Raw genomic sequence first — 18,889 nt, 5'->3', positions numbered from 1 at the left:
GACACGCGAAATCCCCAACACGGACGCTCACCGGCGTATCCGGTGATCCACGGCGACCCAGTTCGTCTCCCAGGTCGTCCCGCCGTCGGCCGAGAACGCCTGCTCGAAACGCGCCTCGTCCGGGCCTTGCCGGAAGACGAGGAAGCGCACCTTGATCGGACGGCCGCCGAGCTGGTCGTCGCCGTGGAACTCGCCGACACCGTCGCGGAACCCGCCGTGGACCGAGGGGGTGAGCAGACCGTCGCGCATGTTGACGAAGGTCAGGCTCCACCGCCCCGCCTGCGGTTCGTACAACCGCAGGTTGAGCGCGTCGATGCGCCCGTTCGGGCCCGAGACCTCGAATTCGAGGACGTTCGCCCGCCGGTCCATGAGTGGGCGGACGGTGCTGGTGCCCGCGAAGAGGAGCCATTGGTCGGCGGACTCCGAAAGCGGCTCGGCGAGCACCCGCACCGTGGAGCGCCAGGTGCCGATCTCCCAGTCGAACGCGCGTTGCCCATCGGGCGAAGCCGAAGCGGCGCCCGACGCGGCCGTGGCGATCAGCATCAGGGCCGAAAGGCCCACTGTGAGGATTCGTTTGTATGGCACGGTCATGGTCCGACTATCCGAGCGGAGGACGACCATGGACAAGAAGGCACCTGCGGGTAACCTTCCGCGTCCCAACCCGCTGCCCGGCTGCCCGATGGCCGCGGCGTTCGCCGCGATCGGCGGGAAATGGAAGCTGACCCTGGTGTACTGGCTGGCCCACGGCGAGTCCCATTTCGCCGGCCTCCGCCGCCGGGGCGCCCCCATCACGCCCAAGGTGCTGGCCGAGCAGTTGCGCGAACTCGAGGCCGACGGGCTGGTCGAACGCGTGGTGACCGGGCCCGTCCCGGCGCGCGTCATCTACCGGCTCACGCCTTACGGGGCCACGGTCCTGCCGGTGGTCGAGGAGGTCAGGGTCTGGGGCGAGACGCATCTCGAGCGCACCCGGGGCGACGCCGCGCCGAACCCGGCGATGAGCTGCGCCGAGTCGATCGGATAGCGCACGCGTGATTGAACGGCGAACTCGCGTGATCAGGCGGCGAACACGCGAGAGGCCCGGTCACCGCACTCCGGATCGGCGGGCGGCGGTCGCCGTCGCGAGGGTCTGGAGCACCTCCTGGGTGGCCGCGATGTCGATGCAGGCGTCCGTGATGGACTGGCCGTAGGTGAGCGGCCGGTCGGGGTGGAGGTCCTGGCGGCCCGCCTTGAGGTTGGATTCGAGCATGACGCCGACGATGCCGCGCTGACCGTTCTTGACCTGTTCGGCGATCTGGCCGGCGACGATGGCCTGCCGCAGATGGTCCTTGCGGCTGTTGTCGTGACTGGCGTCGATCACCACGCGCCGGGGCAGTCCCGCGTTCTGCAGGGTGGTGAGTGCCGCGCGGACGGACGCCGGGTTGTGGTTGGGCGTGCTGTTTCCGCCGCGCAGCACGAGATGGCAGTCCGGATTGCCGACCGTGTGCAGGATCGCCGGCAGGCCACTGGGGTCGACGCCGGGGACGACGTGGCGCGCTTCGGCGGCACGGATGGCGTCGACGGCGACGGTGACATCGCCGTCGCGGCGGTTCTTGAAGCCGACCGGCATGGACAGCCCGCTGGCCAGCATGCGGTGGTTCTGGCTTTCCACCGTGCGGGCGCCGATCGCGCCCCACGAGACGGTGTCGGCGAGGTACGCCGGGATGGTGGTGTCCAGCCATTCGCACGCGGCGGGCAGACCGCCCTCGGCGAGTTCGAGGAGCAGATCCCTGGCGATGCGCAGACCGCGGTTGACATCGCCGGTGCCGTCGAGGTGCGGGTCGTTGATGAGCCCTTTCCAGCCGCCGACCGTACGGGGCTTTTCGAAGTACACGCGCATGACGACCAGGAGATCGTCGGCGAACCGGCCGGCGAGGGCGGCGAGTCGGTCGGCGTATTCGAGTGCCGCCGCGGGATCGTGGATGGAGCAGGGACCGGCGATCACGAGCAGCCGGTCGTCCGTGCCGTCGAGGACGCGCAGGACGTTTTCCCTGCCCTGCCGCACCGTGTCGGCCGCGTTGGCGCCGAGCGGCAGCTCGTGGTGCAGCAGGGCGGGCGTGACCAGCGGGACCATCCGGTCGATGCGCTGGTTGTCGAGTTCGACCGTGGCGAGGGTTGTCATCACAGATATCCAGGATTTCTGCCGGTACCGGGTGGGAGGAAAGCCGGGATTTCCGGCCCGGACGGCGGTCTCGGGTGAACGAAGAAGCAAGCCCGGCATTATTCGAGCGAGAACTCTTCCACCCCGGAATCTTCCACCATTCGCCACGCGGAACAATGGTCCAACCCGAATTCAGCGACCGGTCCAGATCGGATCCCGTTTCTCGGCGAAGGCACGGGCGCCTTCGCTCGCGTCCACACTGGTCCGTCGCCGTTCTTCCCACGGATACGAGGTTTTGAACGCTTCCTCGAGCGGAAGGTCGAGCGAGCGCAGCGCGGCCTCCTTGATCGCGCGGACCGAAAGCGGAGCGGCGCGCACCAGACTGTCGGTCCATTCGGCGACGCATCGGTCCAATTCGGAAAACGGCACGACTTCGTTGACCAGCCCATGGTGAAGGGCCATAGCCGCGTCCATTCTGCGCCCGGTCAGCAGATAGCCCATCGCCACCTTCAGCGGCAGCTGCCGCGGCAACCGGAACACGCCACCCGCCCCGGCGATCAGGCCGAGCCGGACCTCCGGCAACGCGAAGACCGCCTCGTCGGAGGCGATGACGATGTCGCACGCGAGCGCCAGTTCGAAGCCACCGCCCAGTGCGTAGCCGTGCACCCGGCCGACCACCGGTTTGGACAGGGTGAACCGGTCGGTCAGCCGGGGATGCCCCGGCTGACCGCTGCTGCCGAACGTCGAAGCCTCGACGCCTTCCTCGGTCAGCCGCGCGCGTTCCTTGAGGTCCTGCCCGACCGAGAACGCGCGATCTCCCGCACCGGTCAGGACCACCACCCGGACGTCTTCGTCGGCTTCGACGTCGTCCCAGATGCCGGCGAGTTCCGCGTGCATCAGCCGGTCCATCGCGTTCAGCACTTCGGGCCGGTTCAGCGTCACGTACGCGACGTGGTCCTTCTTTTCGTACCGCACCCGGCTTTCGCTCATCGCGAGCCCACCGCGAATCCGTCCACCTTGCCGATCACGTCCGCGCCGTAGATGCGCAAAGCCTGCTGCAGTGCGAATTCCGCGATGTACCGGCGAAATTCCTCAGGTGGTTCCTCGGCAAGGTTCAGCATGCGCCGGTTGGCGGCCACGGCCTCCCCGTCGAGCCGGGCCAGCGCGCCGTCGATCGCCGCGTCCATCTTCTCCGGCGCGACGACCTCGTCGACGATCGACCGGGCGTCCGGCTCGTCCGCCCGGAGCTTGCGGCCGCTGAGGATCACCTGCCGGGCCACGCGAGGCCCGGCGATGCGGGAAAGCCGGAAGTTGGACACCCCGGGGATGATCCCCTCCTTCGCCGCCGGAAGGCTGAGGTACGCGTCGGACGCCGCCAGCACGTGGTCGAAGACCAGCAGCAGCTGGGTCCCGCCGCCGATGGCGAAGGAATCGACGGCCGCCATCCAGGGCTTGCCGGTGAACCTGGAGTGCCAGGAATCGTCCGTCAGCAGGCCGCGGAAGATCTTCTGGATGTAGCCCGTTTCCCGCCGCAGGAGGAAATCGACGAGCGGGATCTCGCCGGCGCTGAGCTTCTTGAGGTTGATCCCCGCGCAGAACACCCGGCGCCCCAGGTACCGGGGATGGCTCATCACCCCGCCCCGCAACAGTCCTGCCCGGACGGACGGATCGAGCAGCGTCAGATCGACCGCCGTCTCCATGTCGTCGACCTGCTGGGCGTCCTCGGCGTTCAGGCAGTCGTCGCGGCACAGGGTCAGGTGCGCGACGCCGTCACGGCGTTCCAGCCGGACGGCCTCCATCTCCACGACACCGGTCTCGAGGAACTCGGGCAGCAGCCGCTGTGCCCTGGCGGTGGGCCGGAGCATGGCGTCGAGCAGATGCGGGCCGGCCTTCGGCGCGCGCAGGATCCCACGCAGGAAGATGCCCTGGTCGATCTCGCGTCCTTCCTTCTCCACCTGCGGACGCGAACGCTCGGCCGCCATCTGCTGCTCCGAGGGCACCAGACCGGGGAAGGCGAGCGCGGCGGCCCGGACGAGTTCGTCGATGCGCAGGTACCGGGTCCGGCCGTCGGTGAGTTCGGCGTAGATCTCTTCGGCGTGCGCCTCGACGAAGGCCGTGCGCGCCGCCCGGATCTCGTCGTCGACCCGATGGGCCTCCCCCGCCAGGGCCCGGAGATCGAGCCCTGGCACGCTGTCCGTCGTCACGACTTGGCTTCCCGCCGCAGGGCGCGATCCGCCGCGGCCAGGTGGGAACCGAGTGCCTCCTCGAAGGTGGTCGAGCCCGCTTCGAAGATCAGCTGGCGCCGGATCGCCGCCTCGGCGCCGTCCAGGCTACCGTCCAAAGAGGACAGTGTGGCGGCCGGTTCGCCGGACACCTCGTCGATCAGGTTGAGGGCGAGTGCCCGGTCCGTCCCGATCGGCGTGCCGAGCAGCACGGCCCGCCGGATGCCCGCCGCGCCCGCCTGCTTGGTGAGCCGGTACACGGTCATCCCCGGCCAGGTGCCGCCACCCGCCCAGGCGAGCCGCAACGTGGTGCCCGGCTCGGCGATCCGGACGTCGGCGGCGAGCAGGAGATCCAGTGCCATACCGGCGCATTCGCCCGACGCCACCACGGCCGTGAGCCTGCCGAGGCGTTCGAAGCGGCGCACCGCCCGCTCCCATTTGGACACCAAGCCGACCTCGAGTCCCTTCGCCCAATCAGCGGGCGGGGCGCCCGTGACGTGGACGGTCACCGGTCCCGGTTCACGCTGGTCCTCGGCACGGTCGCAGAGCGCGGCGATCTCCTCGACGGCCGCGGCGGACAGCGGACGGGAGCCGTCGAAACGCAGCACCAGGTCGCCCTTGTTTTCGTTACGCGTCACCATTGAATAAGCGCCATTTCGATTGTGGAGCCAGGCCCCATGGTCATGAGCACGCCGTAGTCCCCCGGGCGGGCGACGTCTTCGTCGGCGAGCCGCTCGTAGGAGAAGAGGAAGGAGCCGCTGGAGAGGTTCCCGTAGTCGCGGAGCACACCGGTGGTGTGGCGGACGTCGTACCGGCTCAGGCCGAGGTTGACGACGACCGCGTCGATCACCTTCTTCCCACCGGAATGCACCAGCCAGTGGCCGATGTCGCTGCGGCGCAGACCCGTCCCGGACAGGAGCCGGTCGATGACGATTTCGGCGTGCGCCCCGACCACGTAGGGAATCTGCGGGTCGAGGAAGAAACTGAACCGGTCCTGGTCACGGTCCCAGTCGTAGCGCATCGCGTCGACCGCGTCGGTGATGATGTAGCTGGCGAATTTCAGGACGCGCGGACCCGGCACGCGCCCGTCGCCGGAAATGAGCGCGAGCGCCGCGGATCCGTCGCCGAAAAGACTGTTGACCACCGCGGTCCGCATCGTGCCGTCCAGGGCGTAGGCGGCGGAGCACGCTTCGCTGCACAGGACGACGCCGAGTTCGCCAGGGTGCGCCGCGGACCAGCCCGCGACCACGTTGAGCGCGTTGAGACCGGCGTTGCAGCCCATGCCCACGATGTCCGACCGGCTGCAGTGCGGGTCGATGCCCAGCTCGCGGATGATCAGCGCGCTGAGGCCGGGGGTCAGGAATCCGGTCGAGGTGACACAGCAGAGGTGACGCAGGTCCGAAAGCGTCGCTCCCGCCGACTTCAGGCAGGCTTCGAGCGCGCGGCAGCCCATGTCGACGGCGATCTTCTTGTGCTTGTCGAGCAGATCGCCCTGCGGCTCGGCCGCGCGTGCGCCGCCGGGCTCCTCCGGCGGCAGGGTGAGGAAACGCCGCTCGATGGCGCTGTTCAGGAAGACCGAGCGGATCTTGGGGTCCTCGATGCCGAGGATCTCGAGAAGTTCGGCTTGCGAGTAGGACGCCGAGGAGACCGCGGTCCCCACGCCGGCGAACCGGGTGATCTCGGTGAGTCCGGTGAGGACGGAAAGGTCCTCGGCCGGTTCGATGATGGCAGTCATCGGTACATCCACCCCCATGTTCTGAGCTTGCTCCGAAGCAGCTGCTTGACCTGCGCAGCGGGCATTGGTCTCACCTTTCGCGGATCTCAGTGGACAATTCCGAAATTAGGCTTCGCGGATCTCGATGGTCAACGCGTCCAAGGCCGGAAATCGGTACAGGCTCGCGATTCGAGACATGCGGTGGCGACTGTCTCAAGTAGACCGGCCGCGCGATATTTCGGCGTTGCCCGGCCGTGAAGGCCTCCTTGCCTACCTTCAGGGTAGGGAAGGAGGCCTTCACGGAACGGGACGGCGAGACCAAGCACTCACGGGCGCCGGTAGATCGTCATCGAGTGGCCCACTCTCTCGACCGGCGTGCTGCCGGCGATCAGCGCCGCCAGATCACCGGTCGCGCCGCCCGTCTGGCCACCTCCGCCGGTGCCGCCCCCGCCCATGGGGTCGTCGAAGGCGCCCAGGACCGCGGAATCCGACACGGCGAGCACCCCGTGCACCTGGTCCGCGGGGACCGTGAGCGGGTCGGCGGCGTCGATGCCGTAGTGGGACGGCAAACCGCTCCCCTGGTAGACGAGCCAGGTGCGCTCACCCGCGTAGTCCTTCTTCAGGCGGTCCGCCAGGCGGCCCAGGTCCTGCCCCCAGTCGACGTTCGAATCCAGCAGGTACCGATGGGTGTTCTCCGGGCCGCCGAACGCCTCGTTGGAGTACGGGAGGTAGTACGGGAACGTCATCAGCGAACTGACCGCGGCGAAGGCCACCACGAGTACCGCGGCCGCCTTCACCCACCGTCCGCGGACGACGACCACCGCGGCCGCCGCGACGGCCAGGAACATCGGCGCGAAGGCCAGGTACCGCACGCCGTTGTCGCGGACGATGACCATGGCCGTGGCCATCAGCAGGGCCGTCGGGAGGAGCACGTACGGCGCGGCCGGGCGCAGCCGCCGGACCGACAGCAGCACGGCGGCGCCCGCCGGCCAGATCGCCAGCGCGCCCAGCGGCGTCTTCACCAGCAACGCGGCGGGACCGTAGTACCAGAGCGATCCCGTGTAGTGCCTGCCGAACAGGAAGTTGTGCCACACGTGGTCTTCGAGTTCGAACTGGAACCGCATCCCGTCCTTCAACGGCTGTGGGAACGGCAGCCAGTCGACGAGGGTGCGCATTCCGTGCAGCGGTTGCATTCCCTCCGGCGTCTCCCAGCGCAGCCGCGGATCCACGACGAGGTAGGAGGCCCACACGATGGCGATCGCGATCAGCGCCATCCCGGCGGCCGCCAGCAGGCCGCGCCCGATCAGCAGCGCCGGGGTCTTCAGGTCGAGTCCGCGGGCACGGCGGGCGTGCCAGACGGACAGCACGGCCAGCGGGATCAGCACCGGAACCGCCACCAGGGAAAGCACTTTCGTGGCCGTGGCCGCGCCGAGGGCGAGCCCGGCGAGCGGAAGGTAGAGACCGGGGCGGCGCCGGGCGCGCCACACCAGCCACACCGACGTCAGCAGGAAACCGGCCACCGGCACGTCGAGCGTCGCGAGCGATCCGTGCGCGATGACGTCGGGTGAGAAGGTGAACAGGGTGAGCGCCAGCAGCCCGCCGGCGCGGCCGGCCAGATCGGACGCGAACGCGAAGACGACCAGTCCGAACAGCAACGTCAGCAGGATCACCGGCAGCCGCGCGAACAGCATCAGCCGTTCCGGGTCGTTGCCCGCCTCGTAGACGACGTGCTTGCCGAGTTCCCACTCGTGGCCGGTGAAGCCGGGGGCGACCTTCGGATCGGTGAGGGCCACCCCGGTCGCGATGATGAGCTTGCCCATCGGTGGATGCTCGGGGTTGTACCGCAGGCTGTGCTCTTCGAGGTAGACCACCGCGGTGCCGACGTAGACCGGCTCATCGATGGTCGGGGACTGTTCCACGGCGGTCGTGATCATCGCGAACGCCATCTGGCCGAGCAGGGCGATCACGGCGGCAGCCAGCAACCAGCGCTGGTGGCGTCGCGCCCAGGCGATGAACGGTTCTTTCCGGTCCGGAGTGTCCATTGACGGCTGAAGGCCATCGGTCGTCAAGTTCGGCGTCCTTCCCCCGGCGGACCGGTGCGCCCGGACCGCCCTGGATATCGATTACCCGGTCGGGCGCCCGCGCCTTCGAGGGCCATCACGGTCGGCGCCGCCGTTTCGGCGGCACCGAGTCGGGTCCGTGATGGCCCTCGTCGGCTGGGCGCTGAATGGAAGAGAAAGTCAGACGGAGAGCGGAAGAACCGACAGTCGCCGTTCGATTTCCAGGCTGGCGTTGTAGTCGGGCAGCATTCCCTGCCCCTCCGCCTCGGCGAGCGTGAGGGCCGCCGTGTCCCGTTCGGACAGGATCGGCACGACGTCGGTGTCGATCGGCAGGCCGAGCGCGGGGTCCAGGGGCGAGAGGGCGAGTTCGTTCTCCGCCACGTAGGGCGAGGAGATCATGTACGACATCACGGTGTCGTCTTCGAGCGCCACGAAGGCGTGGCCGACACCGACCGGGAAATACATCGTCCGGAAGTTCTCCTGGTCCATCAGGACCGCGTCCCATTTGCCGAACGTCGGCGAGCCGACCCGGATGTCGACCACGATGTCCAAGGCCTTGCCGCGGGGGCAGTAGACGTACTTCGCGGTGCCCGGCGGGGTCACGGTGTAGTGGATACCCCGCACCACACCGCGTTTCGACCTGCTGTGGTTCGTCTGCGCCACCGGGAAGAGCGGGCCGCCGTGCGCCTCGATGAACGCCTCTTCTTGGTACGGCGAAACGAACAGGCCCCGGTCGTCGGGGAAGACCCGCGGGGTGAACTCGAGCGCGCCTTCGACGGCGAGTTTGCGTGCTTGCACGGTTTTGCTCCTGTGGTCAGAGGGTGGACAGAACTTCGCGGACCGCGTGGATGACCTTGTCCTGGAGGTCGGGCGAGAGCGCGGGGTACATCGGCAGCGAGAAGATCTCGCCCGCCAGCTTCTCGGTGACCGGGAGCGAACCCTTCTCGTAACCGAGGTGGGCGAACCCGGTCATGGTGTGCACCGGCCACGGGTAGCTGATGTTCAGGTGGATGTCGTACGTCTTGAGGCGTTCGAGGATCTCGTCGCGCCGCGGGTGCCGCACGACGTACACGTAGTAGACGTGCTCGTTGCCGGGGACGGTCTTCGGCAGCTTCAGCTCGGTGTCGCCGAGGGCGTCGACATAGCGCTGGGCGACGGCCCGGCGGCCCGCCGTGTAGGCGTCGAGCCGCTTGAGCTTGCGCCGCAGGATCTCGGCCTGGACCTCGTCCAACCGGCTGTTGTGGGCAGGGGTCTCGACCGTGTAGTAGCGCTCCTCCATGCCGTAGTACCGCAAGCGGCGCAGCTTCGCGGCCACGGTCTCGTCGGAGGCGAGGGTCGCGCCGCCGTCGCCGTACGCGCCGAGCACCTTGGTGGGATAGAAGGAGAACGCGGCCGCGTCGCCGGTCGAGCCCGCGATCGTGCCGTTCTGCCGGGCGCCGTGCGCCTGGGCACAATCCTCCAAAAGGGCCAGTCCGTGCTTCTCGGCGAGTGCCGTCAGCGGCGCCATGTCCACGCACTGGCCGTACAGGTGCACGGGCATCAGGCATTTGGTGCGTTCGGTGATCGCGGCCTCGACCTGGCCGGTGTCCATCAGGAAGTCGTCCTCGCGGACGTCGACGAAGACGGGGGTCGCGCCCGTGCCGTCGATGGCGACGACGGTCGGGGCGGCGGTGTTCGACACCGTGATCACCTCGTCGCCCGGACCGACGCCCAGCGCCTGCAGGCCGAGCTTGATCGCGTTCGTCCCGTTGTCGAGGCCGACGCAGTGCCCGACGCCGTGGTACGCGGCGAATTCCGATTCGAACCCGCGAAGGCTCGCGCCGAGCACGAGCTGCCCCGAGTTGAACACCGTCTCGACCGCGTCCAGCAGGTCGCCGCGTTCGGTCTCGTATTCGGCGAGGTAGTCCCATACGCGCGTGGTCATGTGCGAGCCTTTCCGTGAACTGGGTTGGTCAGCGCGGCGACGGTGCGACGCACTCCTTCGGGCAGTGAGATCTCCGGACGCCAGCCGGTGACCGCCCGGAACGGCGTGGAATCGATGGTGACGCTGCGAAGATCCGTCGACGGCGCGTGCGACGGAGGTTCGACACAGACCACGTCGACCGGGCCTCGTCCGGTGTGCTCGGCCGTTTCCTTCGCCACGAGCCGGAAGACGTCGGCCAGCTGGTCTCCCCGGCCGACGCCGAGCAGCCAATGGCCGCCGACCAGCGCGTCCGGGGCGGCCAGTGCCGCGGTGAACGCGGCCGCGATGTCCTCGACGTGGACCAGGTCGCGGCGCACGGTGCCGTCGCCCCAGATGGTGAGGTCCTGCCCGTCGAGCGCGCGCCGCGCCATCGCGGACACGACACCGCGGTCCTGGTTCGCTCCCTCGGTCATCGTCTCGCCGAACACCGTGGGCAGCCGCAGGCTGATCCCGCGCACCCGGCCGTCGGCCGTGGCCTTCTTGAGGACCTGTTCCGCCGCCAGCTTCTGCCGGTCGTACGGGGTCCCTGGCTCGTCGGTCTCGCTCCCGTCGATCGGCTCGCGGGGCGGGACACCGACCTGCGACGCGGCACCGCCGTAGACCACGAGCGGCTTTCCGCCGACCACGTCCACGAGATCCCGCATCACGCCCAGGTTCACGCGTTCGGCCTCTTCGGTCTCGGCGACCCGCCAGCCGCCGTCCGCGAGGAGCAGGTACACGATCGCGTCCGAACCCGCGATCGCTTCGGCCAGCGCGGCGCGGTCGGTGAGATCGGCGGCGACGACGGTCGTCTCGGCCTGGCCTTCGGGCGGCGTGAGCCGCCTGCGCGACACCGCTCGCAACCGGATCGGTTGCCGCGCCAGCGCGCGCGTGACGGCCGAGCCGACGAAGCCCGACGCCCCGAGGACGGTGATCTGCTTCATTTCATGCCTCTCGTTGCGGCTGTGCTGACGCGGCGTTGATACAGGCGAGGAGGGTGCGGGCTTCGACGTTGACGTAGTGCCCGTGCCGGGTGAGCGCGGTGAGCTGGCCGGGGGTGACCCAGGCGTAGCCGGGCGGGGCCTCGACGGTGTCGTCCGCCTCGATGGCGAGATACCGGGCCCGGACGTTGAGGAAGCGGCCGCCCTCCTCGGAATGCATGGCCTCGTAACGGATCCGCCATCGCGGCGCGTTCAGCACGAAGTCCAGGAAGGGCGGACGGCTCTCCGCGGGCAGATGCGCGTAGTTCCGGGGCGTGCACTGGACGGTCGGCGCCAGTTCGACGGTGTCCAGGAACCCGCCGTCGGCGCGGGCGTGGACCAGCACGTGCGGCACACCGTCGATCTCGCGGACGAGGAACGCGACCACACCCGTGCCGACGGATTCCAGCAGCGGCTGGGTCCAGCTGATCTTCTCGCGGTTGCTGCCTTTCACCGCGACCGCGAGGACCTTGAAGTACCGGCCGTCCTCGTGCTCGATCGCTTCGACACCCTGCTTCCAGCCGCATACGTCCGTGAGCGGGATGCGCCGCGCGCGCACGTCGTGGCGCGAACGCTCGTTCGTGAACCAGGACAGGAGCTGGACGTCGGACAGCAGCGCGCCGGGAGTCTCGTCGTGGTACGGCAGACAGGACAAGACGCTCCTGGCGTTCATGTTGATCGTCTCGTCTTCGTGCATCAGCTCCGCGATCTGGCCGAGGGTGAGCCAGCAGAAATCGTCCCACATCGGCACGTCGTCGACGGTCTCGACGATCATGTTGCGATTGGACTTGCGGAAGAACCACGAGCCCTGCTCGGCCTGGAGGACGTCGACGATGATCCGTTCCGGGTCGGGCGGGGCGAAGTACTCGATCAGTTTGACGTTCGTGCCGCCGTGCGCCTTGGTGTAGTTGCTGCGGGTGGCCTGCACGGTCGGCGAGAGCTGCACCAGGTTCGGGTTCCCCGGCTCCATCTTGGCCTGCATGAGGAAATGCAGGACGCCGCCGAACTCCTTGGCCAGGATGCCGAGAATCCCCACCTCGGGCTGTTTGATGACCGGCTGCCGCCATTCGCGGTACGGGCCGTCGCCGTGGGGGCCGTCGGCCTCGACCACGTGCAGCCCCTCGATGGCGAAGAACCGTCCGCTGCTGTGGACGAGGTTCCCGGTCACGTCCTCGAACCGCCACTGGTCGAGCTCGGCGAACGGAATGCGTTCGACGTGGAAGATGTTGGCCTCACGGCGTTCGTCGATCCACAGGCGGACGTCCTTGGTCGGCATGTGGACGCCGTCGGTCGTCGCGGCCGACAACGCGATGCGGTCGGCGTGGTCGCGGTCGGCGCGAGGGCGCACCGTCACGGGTGCGAGAAGGGGCAGCATGGACCTCACCTTTCGTAGGCGGTCGTGAGTGGCGATTCGGGTCATCGAGGAGCAGGGCGAACGTGTCGTGGCGCGAGCCCTGCCACGCAGGCCGTTCCCTGCCGACCGCCAAGGCAGTGTCTTCGCGGTGCACGCCGATCGTCCATAAAGGACATCAAGACCTCACGCCATGTCCGGTTTGGGCGCTTTACTCGGGGGCACGAGAATGCGCAAGGTTCTCAAATCGGGCACCGAAGGCCGATGTCAAGTCCCTTATGGACAGTCGTAACCGCGTCGATCGCTTGTACCGCCGGGGCCGCTCGAGGCTCTCGGGACATGACACGTTGCCTCACCTCTCGTTAGAACCCGAATCGCCACTCACAACCCCCTGTACCGAGTGCTCAACCGCCGGACCGCGGCCACCGAATCGCAGCCGGCCAGGCCCATCGCGTTCCGGAGTTCGACGGCGAGCAGGTCGAGCACCTGCCGGACGCCCTCCTGGCCGTCCGCGGCCAGCCCCCACATGAACGGCCGTCCGACCAGGACACCGGACGCGCCGAGGGCGATCACCTTGAGCACGTCCCCACCGTTCCGGATCCCGCCGTCCAGCAGTAGTTCGCAGCCACCGGAGACCGCGTCCGCGATCTCGCCCAGCATCGCGATCCCCGGTACGGCGCCGTCCAACTGACGGCCTCCGTGGTTGGACACCACGATCCCGGCGGCACCCGCGTCGACGGCCCGCACGGCGTCCTCGACCGCGAGGATCCCCTTGAGCACCACCGGAAGGTCCGTGTGCGCACGGACGGCCTCGACGGAGTCCCAAGTGGCCGGGGCGAATTCACGCGCGGTGTGGTCGGCGACGGCCGAAAGCCCTTCGGTACGGCGATGCGCGGCCGCACCGGCGTCGAAGTTGGCCGCCGTCACCGATTCCGGCAACGCGAAGCCGTTCCGCATGTCCCGCAGCCGCCGTCCCATCCACGGCACGTCGACGGTGAACACGATCGCCTCGCAGCCGGCGTCCTCCGCGCGGCGCACGAGCTCCAGTGACCGTTTTTCGTCGCGCAGCCAGTAAAGCTGGAACCACGGCCGTCCACCGACGGCCGCGACCTCCTCCAGCGGCACACTGCTGAGCGTGCAGATGGTGTACGGCACGCCGGCGTCCCGCGCCGCCCGTGCCGCCGCGAGTTCGCCTTCGGGATGGAACAACCGCTGGTACGCGACCGGCGCGACCGCCACGGGGAGCGCGGCGCGCCGGCCGAGAACCTCGGCCTCGGTGGTGCCGCCGGAGAGCTCGCGCAGCATCCGGGGGATCACGAAGATCCGCTCCAGTGCGGTGCGATTGGCCTCCAGCGAAGACTCGGCCCCGCTGCCCCCGGCGAGGAAATCCCAGATCTCGCCGGGGAGGACCGCCCGGGCGGCACGTTCGAGGTCGTCCAGGCAGAGGTGGGTCATCGCTGGGCGGGGCCGAGCTTGCTCTGCCCGGTGCGCTCCAGCTCCACGGCTTCGTACAGGGCCTTGATGTTGGAGCTGCCGAACGTGCCCGCGCCCTGACGTTCGATGATCTCGAAGAAGATCGTCTTGCGCGGGTGGGTGGAGGCGGTGAAGATCTGGAACAGCTGGCCGCCGTGGTCCTCGTCGGCGAGCAGCTTCGTCTCGCGCAGGTCGTCCAGCGAGTGCGTCTCCAGCTCGATCCGCTCGCCGAGCAGGTCGTAGTAGGCGTCCGGGGTCTTCAGGAACTCCACGCCACGCGCGGAAAGCTCCTTGACCGCGCGGACCGCGTCGGGGCTGGTGAACGCGATGTGCTGGACGCCGGAGCCGTGGTGCTCCTTGATGAAGTCGTCGATCTGGCCGGGGTCGGCGGTCTTGTCGGGCTCGATCAGGGTGAGGGTGACCGCACCCGACGTGCTCTGCACGACGGTGGAGTTCATCGCCTGGGCACCGACCACGATGTGCTCTTCGAAGATCTGTTTGAACCCGAGGGCGCGCTCGTAGAACGCCACCGTGGAGGCGAGGTCGCCCGCGTTCAGGCAGACCGCGAAGTGGTCGATCTCGTTCAGGTCCACGCCGCCCTTGCCACGGAAGGCTTCCGGCGATTCCTCGGTGTCGTCGCTCTGGATCAGGGTGTGCACCACATCGCCGAAACCGCTGACGGTGGCCGTGACGACCGAGTCCGCGCGCTTCTCCGGCTCGCGGATGGGCTGCGCGCCCGCCTTCACCGCGGTCTCGAAGGCCGCCGCCACGTCGGGAGTGCGCAGCGCGATGTCCGCCACGCCTTCACCGTGGGTCTGCAGGTAGGTCGCCCCCGGGTGCCGGTCGGACAGCGGCTCGGTGAGAACCAGTGCGATCGCGGCGTGCCGCAGCGTCACGCTCCGGTGGTCCTCCGACCGATCCGTGGCGGCGACGGAGAAGTCGTACTTGTCCATCCAGCCGGACGCGGCGGCCTCGAGGTCGGCCACGTACATTTCCACATAGTCGATCTCGAAATTCTGCGTGCTTTCGTGAGAAGACAAGACATTCCTCCGTGGAATAGATGTGATCCTCAGGAACAGGATGACGCGAAGCCAAATCCGCATCAATGGTGTCCGCTTGACAGCTCAGTCCAAATAGGACTGTCAGTGTCCGGTGAACCGCACCGGGAGTTCCCGATAGCCCTGCACGACGACCGCCCGCAGCCAGGACGGCTCCTTCGTCAGCTCCACTCGCGACACTCGCTCGGCGACCTCCCGCAGCACGACCGCCAGCTCGATCCGCGCGAGCGCGGACCCGAGACAGTGGTGCATACCGTGCCCGAAAGCGATGTGCCGATTGGGTTTCCGCCCCGGCCGGAATGTGTCGGGGTCGTCGAACACGGCGGGATCCCGGTTCGCCGCGGGCAGCCACGCCACCACCGGCGTACCCGGTCCGAGGTCACGGCCGTTGATGGCGACCTCCCCGGTCGTCACGCGCAGGACGTGCATCGCGGGCGAAGACCAGCGCAAGACCTCGTCCACGACGGTGTCGACGTCCACGTCCCCGGCCCGCACCTGCGCCAGGAGCCCCGGCACGGTGGCGAAAGCGTGTACCGCGCCGGTGATCGCGTGCCGTGTCGTCTCGTTGCCGCCGATCAACACGTTGTCGCAGTTGAGCAAGACGTCGTCGATCGACAGCTCGTCGTCGGAAAGCAGGGTGCTGACGAGGTCTTCACCGGGGCTCGCGCGGCGCGCGGAGATCAGCTCGTCGAAATAGACGAGGATCTCGGTATGCGCCTGACGCGGGGTCATCCCGTCGAACAGCTCGTCTTCGCCGCCGAACGCGTGGTTGGTCAGGTCGATGAGCATGTCCTGGTCCTCGGCGGGCACACCGAGGATTTCGCAGACGACGGCGGCGGGGATCCGCGGGCCGATCGCCGCCGCCACGTCGCACACGTCGCCGTCGAGCACCCGGTCCAGGACGCCGGTCACCTCGGCCCGCACCCGCTCCGAGAGCTTGCGCGCCGCCGCCCTCGAAAGCAGCGGCCCGACCAGCTTGCGCAATTTCCGGTGCTGGTCCTGTTCGGAGACCACCATCATCTGGCCACCCGAGTTGTCGGGGTGGTCGCGGTCGAAGCCGATCATCATCCCGTATTCGGAGGTGAACGGCGCCGACGGCCCGAGCACCGCGGCGCACGCCCGATGCGAGAACACGGACCAGAACCCGCCGGGTGAGCTGCCCGGCTCGCTCCACACCATCGCGTCTTCCGCCGCGTATTCACGCCACCGGTCGTGCCGGTCCAAAGTCGTGTAGAGGTCGGGATTTCCGAGGTCGACGGCTGTCGTCGTCTGCATGAATGGTCTCCAGGTCAGGTGTGTGCGCCGTCGAGCACCTTGGCCAGCCGGGCCACTGTCGGCGAGTCGAAGAACGCCTGCACCCTCAGCCGGATCTTCAGGCGTTCCCGGATCCGGCTCACGAGCCGGGTGGCGAGCAGCGAGTGGCCGCCGATCTCGAAGAAGCTGTCGTCCACGCCGACACTGCTGACGCCGAGCACTTCGGCGAACAGCTCGACCAGGATGATCTCCGTCGGGGTGAGCGGTTCCCGTCCCGCCGCCGCGCGCCCGGCGTGCTCCTCTTCGGGAGTGGGCAGGGCGACCCGGTCGATCTTGCCGTTGGGCGAGACCGGCAGGCTCGGCAAGCCGACGATCACGTCGGGCACCAGATATCCGGGCAGTCGCGCGCGAAGCGGCGTCAGGAGCCGCTCGGCGGGGACGCGCTCGCCACCGGCGCCGACCACATAGGCGACGAGCCTGTTCTCGTGCTCGGTCACCACCGCCTGGGCCACCCCGTCCACCGCCAGCAGCGCGGCCTCGACCTCGCCCGGTTCGATCCGGTGGCCACGCACCTTCAACTGGTCGTCGACCCGGCCGACGAAGACGTACTGGCCGTCCGGACGCGTGCGGACCCGGTCCCCGGTGCGGTACATGCGCCCGCCCGGCTCACCGAAGGGATCCGGCAGGAACCGTTCCGCCGTGGCGGCCGCTCTTCGGAGGTAACCGCGGGCCAGGCCGGGGCCCACCGTGTACAGCTCGCCGACGTCCCCGTCCTCGACGGGGCACAGCCGGTCGTCCAGGACGTAGGTGCGGACACCGGTGATCGGCCTGCCGATCGGCGGCGTCTCCTCACCGGTCAACGGCTCGCTCGCGGTGACCGCGACCGTGGTCTCGGTGGGGCCGTAGGCGTTGATCATCACGCGGTCCACCGCCCAGCGTTTCGCGACCGGGGCCGGGCACGCCTCGCCGGCGACCAGGAGGGTCAGCCCGGCGGGCAGGCCGCCCGACTCCTCCAGCGGCGCCAGCGCGGACGGCGGCAACGTGACATGGGTGATGCGCTGGTCGCGCACCAGCCGGGAAAGCGGCTCGCCGGGGACCAGGTCCGGCGCGGAAGCCAGCACCAGGCAGCCACCCGCCTGCCAGATCGGCCAGAACTCGGCGACCGCGGCGTCGAAACTGGGCGAGGCGAAGGCCAGCAACCTGCTCTCGGGCCCCAGTTCCTGACGGCGCACGTAGTCGTCGGCCAGGTTCGGGATCCCGCGGTGCGTGACCAGCACGCCCTTGGGCCGCCCCGTCGAACCGGAGGTGTAGATGACGTACGCCGGGTGGTCCGGGCGCAACGGGCCGAGGCGGTCCTGGTCGTCCAGGTTCGGCTCGGACAGTCCGGGTTCCCGTTCGACGCTCAGGACGACTGGGGCGCCGGCCACGTCCTGCCCCGGCAGGCACAGCAGGCAGTGCGCCGCCGCGTCGTCCAGCATCTGCCGCTTGCGGTCCTCCGGATAGTCCGGGTCGACCGGCACGTACGCGGCGCCGGCCTTGTGCACGGCCAGGATCGCGATGACGAACTCGATCGACCTCGGCATCGCCAGCGCGACAAGCCGCTCCGGGCCGGCACCGTGCGCGACGAGCCGCCGGGCGAGCCGATTGGCCTCCCCGTTCAGCTCGGCGTAGGTGAGGGTGGTGGTGTCCATCGCCACCGCCTGCCGATCCGGCAGCACGGCCGCGGTCGCTTCGAACAGATCGGGTGTCGTGGCCGCCGAAAGGACGGTCATACGGTCTCTCCCAGTGTCTCGCGCGATCCGGCGCGGAGGAACCGGATCAGCTCGCGGTTCACCGCTTCCGGGTTCTCCAGGTAACCGAAATGCCCGCACTCGGGAATCGTGCGGTACGTCGCGCCGGGGATCGCGGAGGCCAGCTCCAGTCCGCCGGCCGGGGGCGCCACGAGATCGTGCTCGAACGAGATGACGTGACAGGGCACCTTGATCGCCTTGTAGGCGTCGAGGCGGTCCGGCAGCGCGCTCACCAACAGCTGCGCCCGGACACCGGGCCCCCAAGCACCAGACGCCGCGAACAGGTCGAGCCAGTCGGCCGCGACGTCGTCGTCGGCGAGGGTCGCGGGCCCCAGGTTGTGCATGGCACGGACGGCGGCGAGGAAACCCGGCGGCAACTCGATGCCCTGCTCGATCAGCTTCGCCTCGCCCTCGGCGAGCTCCCGCTGGACGAGACTGCTCTTGCCACAGGCGGCCATCAGCACGACCGAATCCAGCAGTTCCGGTTGGGCGAGCGCGAGTTCCTGCGCGATGTACGAGCCCATCGACGTGCCGATCACCCGGCAGGGCACCGCGTCGAGGTACTCGATCAGGGAGGCCACGTCGTCGACGAGGTCCGCGATCGTGAATCCGCCCGCGCCGTCGTCGCTCGGCGGGATCCCGCGGTTGTCCATGGTGATCACCCGGAAACCGGCGGCACGGAGCGCGGGAACCTGATGCAGGTCCCACACCGAACTCGGCGCACCGGTGCCGGTCAGCAGAAGGACCGGCGGGCCGTCACCACAGTCGTTGTAGGACAACCGGATCCCGTTCTCGGTTGTCATCAGCATGATGCTCCTTGAGGGAAAATGACTGCTGCGCCGCGATGAGATGGTGGGACGCGGATACGACCGTACCTTCGGGGATCGAGTGTCTGGAGGATTCGGCGA

General features: G+C 69.0%; 17 protein-coding genes. 1 reads left to right on the top strand and 16 read right to left on the bottom strand.

Going from position 1 to position 18,889, the window contains the following annotated elements; genetic code table 11:
• Positions 1–27: 27 nt before the first annotated feature.
• Positions 28–591, bottom strand: a complete 564-nt coding sequence (locus tag LCL61_RS00325) for a hypothetical protein (RefSeq protein WP_340684975.1) — start codon at positions 589–591, stop codon at positions 28–30.
• Between the two features lie 28 nt (positions 592–619).
• Here LCL61_RS00325 and LCL61_RS00320 point away from each other — a divergent pair, with 28 nt between their 5' ends.
• On the top strand, positions 620–1,021 hold the full coding sequence (locus LCL61_RS00320; RefSeq protein ID WP_340684974.1) for a helix-turn-helix domain-containing protein: 402 nt from the start codon (positions 620–622) through the stop codon (positions 1,019–1,021).
• Between the two features lie 60 nt (positions 1,022–1,081).
• On the opposite strand, the gene LCL61_RS00315 is transcribed toward LCL61_RS00320, so the two are convergent.
• From LCL61_RS00315 to LCL61_RS00245, 15 genes are all read right to left on the bottom strand, one after another.
• Positions 1,082–2,158 (bottom strand): 3-deoxy-7-phosphoheptulonate synthase, encoded by a 1,077-nt coding sequence (locus LCL61_RS00315; protein ID WP_340684973.1) that lies wholly within the window; start codon positions 2,156–2,158, stop codon positions 1,082–1,084.
• 171 nt (positions 2,159–2,329) lie between these two features.
• The gene (gene dpgD / locus LCL61_RS00310) at positions 2,330–3,127 is read right to left on the bottom strand and encodes an enoyl-CoA-hydratase DpgD (RefSeq protein WP_340684972.1); all 798 of its coding nucleotides are present in this window, start codon (positions 3,125–3,127) and stop codon (positions 2,330–2,332) included.
• On the bottom strand, positions 3,124–4,341 hold the full coding sequence (gene dpgC / locus LCL61_RS00305) for a (3,5-dihydroxyphenyl)acetyl-CoA 1,2-dioxygenase DpgC (RefSeq protein ID WP_340684971.1): 1,218 nt from the start codon (positions 4,339–4,341) through the stop codon (positions 3,124–3,126). Before dpgC ends, dpgD begins: the two co-directional genes overlap by 4 nt.
• The gene (gene dpgB, locus LCL61_RS00300) at positions 4,338–5,000 is read right to left on the bottom strand and encodes an enoyl-CoA-hydratase DpgB (protein WP_340684970.1); all 663 of its coding nucleotides are present in this window, start codon (positions 4,998–5,000) and stop codon (positions 4,338–4,340) included. Before dpgB ends, dpgC begins: the two co-directional genes overlap by 4 nt.
• Positions 4,994–6,094, bottom strand: coding sequence for a 3,5-dihydroxyphenylacetyl-CoA synthase DpgA (gene dpgA / locus LCL61_RS00295; protein WP_340684969.1), 1,101 nt, complete (start codon positions 6,092–6,094; stop codon positions 4,994–4,996). Before dpgA ends, dpgB begins: the two co-directional genes overlap by 7 nt.
• Positions 6,095–6,399: 305 nt before the next feature.
• Positions 6,400–8,115 (bottom strand): ArnT family glycosyltransferase, encoded by a 1,716-nt coding sequence (locus LCL61_RS00290; RefSeq protein WP_340684968.1) that lies wholly within the window; start codon positions 8,113–8,115, stop codon positions 6,400–6,402.
• Between the two features lie 198 nt (positions 8,116–8,313).
• Entirely contained in the window at positions 8,314–8,931 is a 618-nt protein-coding gene (locus tag LCL61_RS00285; RefSeq protein ID WP_340684967.1) for a dTDP-4-dehydrorhamnose 3,5-epimerase, read from the bottom strand.
• Positions 8,932–8,947: 16 nt separating this feature from the next.
• Positions 8,948–10,057 carry a DegT/DnrJ/EryC1/StrS family aminotransferase gene (locus tag LCL61_RS00280; RefSeq protein WP_340684966.1) on the bottom strand — a complete coding sequence of 370 codons (1,110 nt, stop codon included), beginning with the start codon at positions 10,055–10,057 and terminating at the stop codon, positions 8,948–8,950.
• The gene (locus tag LCL61_RS00275; RefSeq protein WP_340684965.1) at positions 10,054–11,019 is read right to left on the bottom strand and encodes an NAD-dependent epimerase/dehydratase family protein; all 966 of its coding nucleotides are present in this window, start codon (positions 11,017–11,019) and stop codon (positions 10,054–10,056) included. Before LCL61_RS00275 ends, LCL61_RS00280 begins: the two co-directional genes overlap by 4 nt.
• A 1-nt stretch (position 11,020) precedes the next feature.
• Positions 11,021–12,430 (bottom strand): NDP-hexose 2,3-dehydratase family protein, encoded by a 1,410-nt coding sequence (locus LCL61_RS00270; protein ID WP_340684964.1) that lies wholly within the window; start codon positions 12,428–12,430, stop codon positions 11,021–11,023.
• Positions 12,431–12,787: 357 nt separating this feature from the next.
• Positions 12,788–13,861, bottom strand: coding sequence for an alpha-hydroxy acid oxidase (locus LCL61_RS00265; RefSeq protein WP_340684963.1), 1,074 nt, complete (start codon positions 13,859–13,861; stop codon positions 12,788–12,790).
• A complete protein-coding gene (gene hppD, locus LCL61_RS00260; RefSeq protein WP_340684962.1) occupies positions 13,858–14,919 on the bottom strand; it encodes a 4-hydroxyphenylpyruvate dioxygenase in 1,062 nt (353 codons plus the stop codon). The genes LCL61_RS00265 and hppD overlap by 4 nt, the downstream gene beginning before the upstream one ends.
• 102 nt (positions 14,920–15,021) lie before the next feature.
• Complete coding sequence (locus tag LCL61_RS00255) at positions 15,022–16,212, bottom strand: cytochrome P450 (protein WP_340684961.1); 1,191 nt, start codon at positions 16,210–16,212, stop codon at positions 15,022–15,024.
• Positions 16,213–16,226: 14 nt separating this feature from the next.
• Positions 16,227–17,963 carry an amino acid adenylation domain-containing protein gene (locus tag LCL61_RS00250; RefSeq protein ID WP_340684960.1) on the bottom strand — a complete coding sequence of 579 codons (1,737 nt, stop codon included), beginning with the start codon at positions 17,961–17,963 and terminating at the stop codon, positions 16,227–16,229.
• A complete protein-coding gene (locus tag LCL61_RS00245; protein ID WP_340684959.1) occupies positions 17,960–18,790 on the bottom strand; it encodes an alpha/beta hydrolase in 831 nt (276 codons plus the stop codon). The genes LCL61_RS00250 and LCL61_RS00245 overlap by 4 nt, the downstream gene beginning before the upstream one ends.
• Positions 18,791–18,889 lie beyond the last annotated feature (99 nt).

The sequence above is a fragment of the Amycolatopsis coloradensis genome, assembly GCF_037997115.1.
GTDB lineage: Bacteria > Actinomycetota > Actinomycetes > Mycobacteriales > Pseudonocardiaceae > Amycolatopsis > Amycolatopsis coloradensis_A.
The sequence above is the reverse complement of the archived record's forward strand: the minus strand, read 5'-3'. Positions and strand labels throughout refer to the sequence as shown.